Annotated in this window: 8 protein-coding genes; 6 read left to right on the forward strand and 2 right to left on the reverse strand. The window is 73.4% G+C overall.

What is annotated here, in order from left to right; translation table 11 throughout:
• Positions 1 to 82: 82 nt before the first annotated feature.
• Positions 83 to 1,591, reverse strand: coding sequence for a family 43 glycosylhydrolase (locus C3486_RS29690; RefSeq protein WP_103835872.1), 1,509 nt, complete (start codon positions 1,589 to 1,591; stop codon positions 83 to 85).
• A gap of 835 nt (positions 1,592 to 2,426) precedes the next feature.
• Here C3486_RS29690 and C3486_RS29695 point away from each other — a divergent pair.
• The 6 genes from C3486_RS29695 (at position 2,427) to C3486_RS29715 (ending at position 8,228) form a co-directional block, all read left to right on the forward strand.
• A complete protein-coding gene (locus tag C3486_RS29695) occupies positions 2,427 to 3,311 on the forward strand; it encodes a BTAD domain-containing putative transcriptional regulator (protein ID WP_103835873.1) in 885 nt (294 codons plus the stop codon).
• Between the two features lie 72 nt (positions 3,312 to 3,383).
• Positions 3,384 to 3,509 (forward strand): lasso RiPP family leader peptide-containing protein, encoded by a 126-nt coding sequence (locus tag C3486_RS38845; protein WP_107501233.1) that lies wholly within the window; start codon positions 3,384 to 3,386, stop codon positions 3,507 to 3,509.
• 15 nt (positions 3,510 to 3,524) lie between these two features.
• Complete coding sequence (locus C3486_RS29700; protein ID WP_103835874.1) at positions 3,525 to 5,384, forward strand: asparagine synthase-related protein; 1,860 nt, start codon at positions 3,525 to 3,527, stop codon at positions 5,382 to 5,384.
• Positions 5,381 to 5,653 carry a lasso peptide biosynthesis PqqD family chaperone gene (locus C3486_RS29705; RefSeq protein ID WP_258053064.1) on the forward strand — a complete coding sequence of 91 codons (273 nt, stop codon included), beginning with the start codon at positions 5,381 to 5,383 and terminating at the stop codon, positions 5,651 to 5,653. The genes C3486_RS29700 and C3486_RS29705 overlap by 4 nt, the downstream gene beginning before the upstream one ends.
• The gene (locus C3486_RS29710) at positions 5,650 to 6,270 is read left to right on the forward strand and encodes a lasso peptide biosynthesis B2 protein (RefSeq protein ID WP_258053065.1); all 621 of its coding nucleotides are present in this window, start codon (positions 5,650 to 5,652) and stop codon (positions 6,268 to 6,270) included. The genes C3486_RS29705 and C3486_RS29710 overlap by 4 nt, the downstream gene beginning before the upstream one ends.
• The gene (locus C3486_RS29715) at positions 6,270 to 8,228 is read left to right on the forward strand and encodes an ABC transporter ATP-binding protein (RefSeq protein ID WP_103835875.1); all 1,959 of its coding nucleotides are present in this window, start codon (positions 6,270 to 6,272) and stop codon (positions 8,226 to 8,228) included. The genes C3486_RS29710 and C3486_RS29715 overlap by 1 nt, the downstream gene beginning before the upstream one ends.
• A gap of 9 nt (positions 8,229 to 8,237) precedes the next feature.
• Here C3486_RS29715 and C3486_RS29720 read toward each other — a convergent pair.
• Positions 8,238 to 8,645: sulfite exporter TauE/SafE family protein (locus C3486_RS29720; protein WP_146075087.1), on the reverse strand; the 408-nt coding region annotated here is incomplete at its 5' end.

The following is an 8,645-nucleotide window of genomic DNA, read 5'->3' on the forward strand; positions in this document are numbered from 1 at the left end:
GGCCCACGGAGGCGGCGCGTGGCGGTCGGCGGTCACGGAACCCACCGCCGGCCGCCGGACCGCCAATCACCCCGGCAGCGCGTCAGTTCACGTACACCTCCGCGCGGTCGATGCTCACGAACGCCGCCTGGGACTCGCTGTTGTGACGGCCCGTCACGCGGACGCGGAGGGTGTGCTTGCCGTTCGCGAGGCGCGGGCTCATGTACTGGAGGGCCTCGCCGACCCGGGGCGAGCCGTGGAAGTCGACCTGCTGCTCCGGTCCGCCGTCGATGCTGACGGCCGCGTAGCCGTTGCCGGTGTCCTTGACGGACAGCAGGGCGATGCGGGTGCCGGTGAAGGAGAAGGTGGCCGTGGCGTCGGCCCGGTCGCTCCAGTGGTCGTCGCTCCAGAAGCACTGGGTGCCGCAGGCCGTACCGGAGTTCCACGTACCGGTGTAGGCCAGGCTGCCGGGGCCGCTGGAGCGGCCGTCGTCATTGATCCAGTAGTTGCCCGGTCCGGGGTCGCCCGAGGGCAGGTCCTGGGTGGCGCCGAGCGCGAGGGGCCGGCCCAGGTCGGGGCTGCCGTCCGCGCGCCAGGTGATCTTCTGGGCGCGGGTCGTGCGGTTGCCGTACGTGTACGCGGACGTGGTCTTGGCGTGGTAGACGAGCCAGTCCTCGGTACCGTCAGGCGAGCGGAAGAAGGCGTGGTGGCCGGGGCCGAACACGCCACGGTCGTCGGCCCGCGAGAAGACCGCGCCCTGGTGCTGCCGCCAGTTGCCCGGCACGAGCGGATCGGCGTCCGAGGGCAGCGACATCATCCAGAGCTGGTAGTCGGGCTTGCCCGTGTCGCAGGTCGAATACGTCATCCAGGTACGGCCGTTGCGGTACAGGAACTCGGGCCCCTCCCGCACCTCGGGGCAGCCGCCGGCCGCGTCGAGGGCGACGGCGTCGCCGGAGACCGTGTAGGGGTTGGACATCGGGGCGATGTTGAGCCCGTTGTGCTGGTACGCGTTGAGGCCGCTGTAGGCCAGGTACAGCCGGCCGTTGTGCCGCATGATGCTCGCGTCGATGGCGAAGTCGTTCGCGTGGTTGGGCGGCGCCAGCCTGGCCTTGAAGTGGTACGGCCCGGTGGGATCGTCGCGCTCGGACTCCAGGACGTACGGCCGGTGATGCTCGTCCACGCCGTCGTCGGCCGTGTAGTACAGATACCAGCGGTCACCGAAACGGTAGAACTCCGGGGCCCAGAGGTGCTGGTTGCGGGCGGGGTCCGAGTCGGTCCACACGGTGACGGGGTCGGTGGCGAACAGGTTGCCGAGGGAGGACGAGCGCCACATCTTGATGCTGTCGCCCTGGGTGGTGGTCAGGTAGTAGGACCCGTTCCAGTGCGTCAGGAACGGGTCGGGGCCCGTGTTGAGCGGATTGCGGAACGTACCGGCCGCCGCCGCGGGCCCGACGCGCGCGGCCACCGGTGCGGTCGCCGATGCTGCCGAGGGCGCGGTCGCCGGTCCGGCCGAGGGCGCGGCCGTGGCCGGAAGCAGTCCGGCCAGTGCGAGCAGGACGGCGGCGAGCATTCCCGCCCGGGCGAGGAAGGCAGGGCGTGGTCTTCTGATCATGCGGACACCTTTCGGAGAGCGTCAGCCACACCCGCACCTGCAGTGGGCCGGGCGGATGTCATCACCCTTCAAGATGGTGCGGGTGTGACCCCAGTTCCTCCAGACCCCAATCGAGTCGTCGGGCCGCAGGGCCTGCCGAGCCGGGGTCGCAGCGCCGCCGGACCGGCGCCGGGCGCAGGGCCATTGTGTGCCTCGTACGCCGGACCGCCGCTCTCCGCCCCACTCGGTCCGTCATTCGGCTTCGTCCGCGCGGGCAGCGCCGGAGCCGTTCGCTCGACCGCAAGCAGTCATGCGAAGGACTGAACCGTCGTGCGCGGTGGTCCAGCCGATGCAGGTCGTGGGCCAGCAGCGCCAGGGAAGCGGCTTCGCCCGGTACGGCACAGGGGCCGAGCGTCCGCGCGCACGCGCCGTACGGTCCCGGGACGTCGGTGTCCACCGGCGGACCGGTCGGTGCCGGCCGGCGCGGAAGGCGTTTCCGCAGGCCGCGCCTCGGTGGCTTGGTGGTCCGACGGGGGCGGCCGCCGCGGAAGCGGAACAGCGCGGGGCGGCGGCGCGTGGCCGTGCCGCCGCCCGCCCCACCGGCGAGCAGGCCCGGCGCCGTGCCCGCGGCGGGTGCTCGGCAGCGTACGGGCTCGGGACGCGTTCAACCACCTCTCCGTGGCCGAACGGCCGTGGCGCCCGCGTACGTTGTCGGCAGGAAGACGCGCATCCCGAGCTCGTACGGCTCGCGCTCACGCACCGACCGGGAGGCGCAGGGAGTTCCCGCGAGCAGCGGGAGACGGCACCTGCCGCTGGGCGGACCACTGAGGAACGGGACCGGGACGGTGTTTCCACGATGACGCGACAGCTGACACCGCACGTGCCGGCGGGCACGACACGGCGATTACCGGCAGGCACGACACGGCGAGTACCGGCGGGAGCGGGTGCCGGAGCGGCCGAAGCGACCCGTGCGACCGGCTCCGGCCCCGCGGCCCATTTACAACTGCTGGGGAGCTTCGCGCTGCAGTACGGCGCCGAGGCCGCCGAAGCGACGGAGACGGCGGAGGTGTGCGCGAGCGGTCAACGGGTGCTGGCGTACCTGGCGTTGCGGCAGCGCGCGGCCCGTACGGTGCTCGCGGGCACGCTGTGGCCGGACGTCACCGAGAACCACGCGCTCGGAAGCCTGCGGACGACGCTGTGGCGGCTGCGGCACCGGCGGCCCTCGCTGGTCCGCAGCGACCGGGACGTCCTCGCGCTGGCGGACACGGTGCGGGTGGACGTGCGCGACCTGAGCCGGTGCGCGCTGCAGGCCCTGCGGCCGGACGCGAAGGCGGACAGCGGCCCGCAGCTCGGCTCGCTGCTCACCGGGGACCTGCTGCCCGGCTGGGACGAGGACTGGGTCGTGCTGGAACGCGAACGGCTCCGGCAGTTGCGGCTGCACGCCCTCGAAACCCTGGCGGGCAGCCTCACCGCGCGCGGGCAGCACGCGCTCGCGCTGGAGGCGGCGCTGGAGTGCGTACGGACGGACCCCCTGCGGGAGAGCGCCCACCGCGCCGTGGTCACCGTCCACTTGGCCGAGCACAACATCGGCGAGGCGATCCGGCACTACCAGTCCTTCCGCCGGCTCCTGCACAGGGAGCTGGGGGTCGAGCCCTCGGGCCAGTTCCGTGCGCTGATCCGGCGGACACCACCGAGCGCACCCGGGCCGGGCCGCTCACCACGCCGCCCACCTGCGCTGTAACGGCGAGGTGACGCACCCGGTGCAGCCTGCTGCCGACAGCAGAACCCCGGTAGCAGCGAAAGGGGGTGCACAATGCGCTGCTCGACCTATGAGGCTCCCCTGCTGGTGAAGGTCGGCACCTTCGCCGATCTGACGCAGGGTCGCCACAAGTACTCGGAAACCCGTGACTGTCAGGGCTGGTACTGCCCCTATCACTGATCCCTCAGGAGTGGCATGACCCACTTGTCCGGGTCGGTGCACGGCGAGGCGTGGTTCGTGGTCCTGCCGGACCGCGCGGCCGCTCTCGCCGTGTCCCACGCACCGGCTCTCACCGACGCCCGGCGCCTCGACCGCGGTCCGGGCCGCCCCTGGCTGCTGGGGCAGTGGCGCGACGAGCACGTCACCGTCGCCGAGGCCGGGCCGCTGCGGGTGGCGCTGATCGGCTACTGCTCCATGTCGGAGGCCGAACTTGCCGCGGCGATCCGGCCGTTGCGCGGCGTGCGCGAGGTGGACCGGTTGCTGCCACGGCTGTCCGGCAGCTTCCACCTGGTGGCGGCCGACGCGGACGGTGTGCGCGTACAGGGCACCGTCTCCGGCAGCCGTCGCGTGTTCCGTACCCGCGCCGGCCACCACGACCTGGCCGCCAGCCGCGCCGACGTGCTCGCGCAGGTGCGGGGCACGGGAATCGACGACCGGCAGGTGGCCGCCCGCCTGCTGTCCCCCGCCGCTCCGCACCCGCTGCAGGGCCAGTCCGTGTGGTCCGGGGTGCGGTCCGTGCCGGAGGACGCGTACGTGTACCTGCGGAGTGACCGGCCCGCCGCCGTGACGGCCTGGTGGCGCCCACCCGCGGCCGAACTCCCCCTCCCGGAGGGGGCCTTGCTCCTGCGCGATGCCCTCGGTGCCGCGGTGGCGGCCGCGGTCCGTGGCGGCGGGGCGCGGAGCTGTGACCTCTCCGGCGGGCTGGACAGTACCTCGGTCTGCTTCCTGGCGGCGGGCCTCGTCGACCGGCTCACCACCTTCTCCTTTCCCGCCGCCGGCACCGGCGACGACGATCCGTACTGGGTGAAGACGGCGCTGGCGGCGATGCCGGAGGCCGATGCGGTCTTCCTGCCCGGGACGGCGGCGCCGCTGCCGTTCGAGGGGGTGAGCGAGCCGGGCACGGTGCTGGACGAGCCGTACCTCGGGCTGGAGGACAGTGCGTTGCTGCTGTCCGCCGCGCGGCGCCTGCCCGGCCGCTGCTCCTCCCGGCTCCATCTGACCGGTCACGGCGGTGACGAGGTCGTCGAGTGCATGCTGAGTTATCTGCACGACCTCGCCCGCGACCGGCCGCAGCTGGCCTGGGCCCACCTCCGCGGCTACCGAGCACGTCACCGGTGGCCGCTGCGCGGCTCACTCTCCGCGCTGGCCGACCGCCGCACGTACCGTCAGTGGCTCGACGCCGCCTTCTCGGGCCTCACCCGGCCGGTGCCGCCCGCCACGCCCGCCGACCACCTGGGCTGGGGCCAGTACCCCCGGCTCCCCCAGTGGGCCACCGCACGGGCCGCCGAGGCGGTCCGCTCCCTCGCCGGGGAAACACCGTGGGAACCGCTCGCCGAACGCCCGGGGCAGCACGAGACGTGGGAAGCCGTGCGCCACAGCGGCCGGGCCGTCCGGCTGGACCGGTGGCTGACGGCGGACAGCGGCCTGCCCATGGCCGCTCCGTTCCTGGACGACCGGGTCGTCGAGGCGTGCCTGGCCGTCCGGCCGCACGAGCGCACCACACCGTGGCACTACAAGCCGCTGCTCACCGAGGCGATGCGCGGCACAGTCCCCGACGAGCTGCTGCGGCGTACGACCAAGGGCGGCGGCGTCGCTGAGGAGCTGGAGTACGAGGGGCTGCGGCGCCATCGCGACGGGCTGCTCGCCCTCACCGAGGACTCCCGGCTGGCCGCACGGGGGCTCATCGACGCGGCCGCACTGCGCCGGGTGTGTGCGGGCTCCTTCCTGCCCGGCCTGAGCCCGCACGCCCTCGCAGCCACCCTCGCCTGTGAGGCGTGGCTGCGTGACGTGGAATCCACCGCCGGCCGTCGTGACCTGCCCGAGGAGGGCGTATGAGCGCGCGCATGACCGTCCGACTGTCCCCGCACGTGTCGCTGACCAGGAACGAGGGCGGAGCCGTACTGCTCGATGAACGCCGCGGCGACTACTGGCAGCTCAACCACACCGGCGCCGCGGTGCTGGACACACTCCTGGCGGGTGGTACGCCCGCCGACGCGGCACGGACGCTGGCCGACGGCCATCCCGTGCCGGCCGACCGGGCGCTCGGTGATGTCACCGCCCTGATCGACTCGTTGCGTTCCGCCCGCCTCGTGGAGACCTCATGAGCACGGAAGACGTCGTGGGTGCCGGAGACGCCATGGGCACGGGAGATGCCGCGAACGCGGAAGGCATCATGGACACACCGGGCCGGTCCTTCGCACCCAGCGGTACTTCCGCCACTCCTGCGCGGACCATGGTGCATCCCGCCGTACGGCGGCGTGACCGCAGGCGGATGACGCTCCGGCGCAGGGTGGCGGCGGGTGCGGCCGTGTGCGCGGCACGGCTGCTGGCGGGGAGGACGCCCGCACACATCCGTACCGTCCTCGGTGTGCTCCGCCGGGGTGCCGCGCCCGCCTCGTACGCGGAGGCGGAGCGGGCGCGGCGGGAGGTGATCGCGATGAGCGGGATGTGTGCGGGAGAGGGGTGCGTGACGCGTTCGCTGGCCACCGCGCTGCTCTGCCGCACGACCGGTGTCTGGCCCACGTGGTGTGCGGGCGCCCGGACCTTCCCGTTCGCGGCGCATGCCTGGGTCGAGGCCGACGGCCGGCCGGTGGCCGAGCCGGTCGAGGTCGGCCGCTACCGTGCGTTGATGCGGATCGGGCCGCCGGGGACCGCCGACGACGGACGCCGGGCCACGCCCCTCGGGCCGGTGGCCGCCGCCGACGGACGCCGGGACGGGTGATGTCCCTGCGCGACCGCTTCCGTGCCGTCCGGCCGCCGCGGAAGAAGGACGGGGGCGCGCCGGATGGTGGTGACGGGTCCGCCGCACCGGCACGCGGCGCGTCCGCCGGCGTGCCCCTGCGGGCCCTCCTCGGCACCCTGCACGGCCAGGGCAAGCTGGTCCTGCTGGCGCTGCTCGTCACCGTCGCCTCCTCGGCGCTGACGCTGGCTCAGCCGCTGCTGGCGATGCGTGCCGTCGAGGCCACCCGCGGCGGGCAGGGCCTCGCCCTGCTTCTGGTGTTGCTCGCCGTGGTGTTCCTGGCGCAGGCGTTCGCCGGCGGCGGCGCGCACTACCTCCTGCAGCGCGTCGGCGAGAGCATCGTCCTCGGGGTGCGCGCCCGGCTCGTCTCCCGGTTGCTGCGGCTGCCGATGCGTACGTACGACAGCCACCGCACGGCCGACCTCATCTCCCGCGTCAACGCCGACACCACCCTGCTGCGTGACGTGGTGGCCTACGGATCGATCGACGTGCTGTCGGGGCTGATCTTCGTCATCGGGGCGACGGTCCTCATGGTGTGGATCGACGCCTCCCTCTTCCTGCTCGTCTGCGGCACCGTGGGCCTCACCACCGGCCTCACCACAGTGGCGGTCAAGGGCATCAGGACGGCCACCGAGCGCGCCCAGGAGAGCGTGGGCCGGATGGCGGCGGACCTGGACCGGGCGCTGTCCGCCATCCGCACCGTGAAGATCCACCACGCCGAGGAACGCGAGGCCCTGCGCGTCACGGAGCAGGCGCGTGCGGCATGGCGCGCTGGGGTGCACGCCGGGCGGCTGGACTCCGTGATCGCGCCCCTGATCGGGCTGTCCACCAACGGTTCGTTCATCCTCGTCCTGGTCGTCGGCGGGATTCGGGTCTCGCACGGGGACCTGGCGCTGGCGCAGCTCGTCGCGTTCCTGCTGTACCTCACCTACCTGGGCGCACCGTTGTCCGCGCTCTTCGAGACCGCCGGCCTGGTGCAGAAGGGGCGCGGTGCGTTGAAGCGCATCGACGGCATGGCCCGCCTGCCGGTCGAGGACGAGAGCACGCCGGACGGCCACCCGGTACCGTCCTCCCGGCACGGGACGGCAACGCCCGTACGGCCGGGGCTCGAACGGGCGGCGGGGCCCGCACTGCCAAGACCCGTACGGGGCGCGCCCGTACCGGAGAGGCCCGCACGCGACGTTCCCGTACTGGAGTTGCGTGACGTCCACTTCGCCTACGGCGACCGCCCGGTCCTGCGGGGTGTTTCGCTCACCGTGCCGCAGCACTCCCGCACCGCCCTCGTGGGCCCCTCGGGGGCCGGCAAGTCGACCGTCTTCGCCCTCGTGGCCCGCTTCTACGATCCCTGCCGGGGCACCATCCTCCTCGACGGTCTGGACAGCCGCAGGGACCTCGCCCTCAGGGCCTGCCGCGCCCGTATCGGGCTGGTCGAACAGGAAGCGCCGGTGCTCCACGGCACCCTGCGCGACAACCTCTGTTACGGCGCTCCGCACGCCACCGAGGCCGAGGTGCTGAGGACCGTCGAGCTGGCCAACCTCGGCGACCTGCTGCGCCGGCTGCCGGCCGGCCTCGACACCCCGGTCGGCGACCGCGGCACCCTGCTCTCCGGCGGCGAACGCCAGCGCGTGGCCATCGCCCGTGCGCTGCTCCCCCGTCCGTCCCTGCTCTTGCTGGACGAACCCACTTCGCAGATGGACGCGCTGAACGAGGCCGCGCTGACCGACACCCTGGAGCAGGTGACGGCGGAGGCGACGCTGCTGATCATCGCCCACCGGCTCTCCACCGTCCGGTCCGCCGACCGCATCGCCGTACTCGACGCCGGCCGCGTCCGGGCGGCCGGCACGCACGACGAACTCCTGCGTACCGACCGGCTCTACCGGCTGCTGGCGAAGGGCCAGTTGCTGCCCCCGGCGCCCCGGCAGACCACTCCCTCGCGCTGAGGGCGCCGGTCAGCGCAGCAGCAGCTGGAGTCCGCCGAGTACCGTCGCGCCGATCACCAGGCGTTCGAAGAGCTGCTGGTTGATGCGGTCCACGCAGCGCTTGCCGAGGTACGCGCCGGGCAGCACGAAGAGCACGAGGGCCGCGTCCAGGAGCAGCGACCGGCCGTCGATCAGGCCGAGGCCGGCGCTGAAGGGCAGCTTGCCGGTGTTGACGATCAGGAAGAACCACGCCGACGTGCCCAGGAAGCCGAGCTTCTTGAAGCCGGTGGAGAGCAGGTAGAGGGACATCACGGGGCCGCCCGCGTTGGCCACCATGGTGGTGAAGCCGCCGAGCACACCGTACGAACGGGTCTTCAGGCGCGCGATGCCCGAGGTCGCGCCTGCCGCGGGCTCCTCCCCCGCCTCACCGGCCTTGCT

The organism is Streptomyces sp. Ru73 (assembly GCF_002920575.1).
GTDB lineage: Bacteria > Actinomycetota > Actinomycetes > Streptomycetales > Streptomycetaceae > Streptomyces.

Coding starts and splice junctions, on each gene's coding strand:
- C3486_RS29705 (WP_258053064.1), top strand. CDS start 5,381: ATGAGCGCGCGCATGACCGTCCGACTGTCCCCGCACGTGTCGCTGACC.
- C3486_RS29690 (WP_103835872.1), bottom strand. CDS start 1,591: ATGATCAGAAGACCACGCCCTGCCTTCCTCGCCCGGGCGGGAATGCTC.
- C3486_RS29700 (WP_103835874.1), top strand. CDS start 3,525: ATGACCCACTTGTCCGGGTCGGTGCACGGCGAGGCGTGGTTCGTGGTC.
- C3486_RS29710 (WP_258053065.1), top strand. CDS start 5,650: ATGAGCACGGAAGACGTCGTGGGTGCCGGAGACGCCATGGGCACGGGA.
- C3486_RS38845 (WP_107501233.1), top strand. CDS start 3,384: ATGCGCTGCTCGACCTATGAGGCTCCCCTGCTGGTGAAGGTCGGCACC.
- C3486_RS29695 (WP_103835873.1), top strand. CDS start 2,427: ATGACGCGACAGCTGACACCGCACGTGCCGGCGGGCACGACACGGCGA.
- C3486_RS29715 (WP_103835875.1), top strand. CDS start 6,270: ATGTCCCTGCGCGACCGCTTCCGTGCCGTCCGGCCGCCGCGGAAGAAG.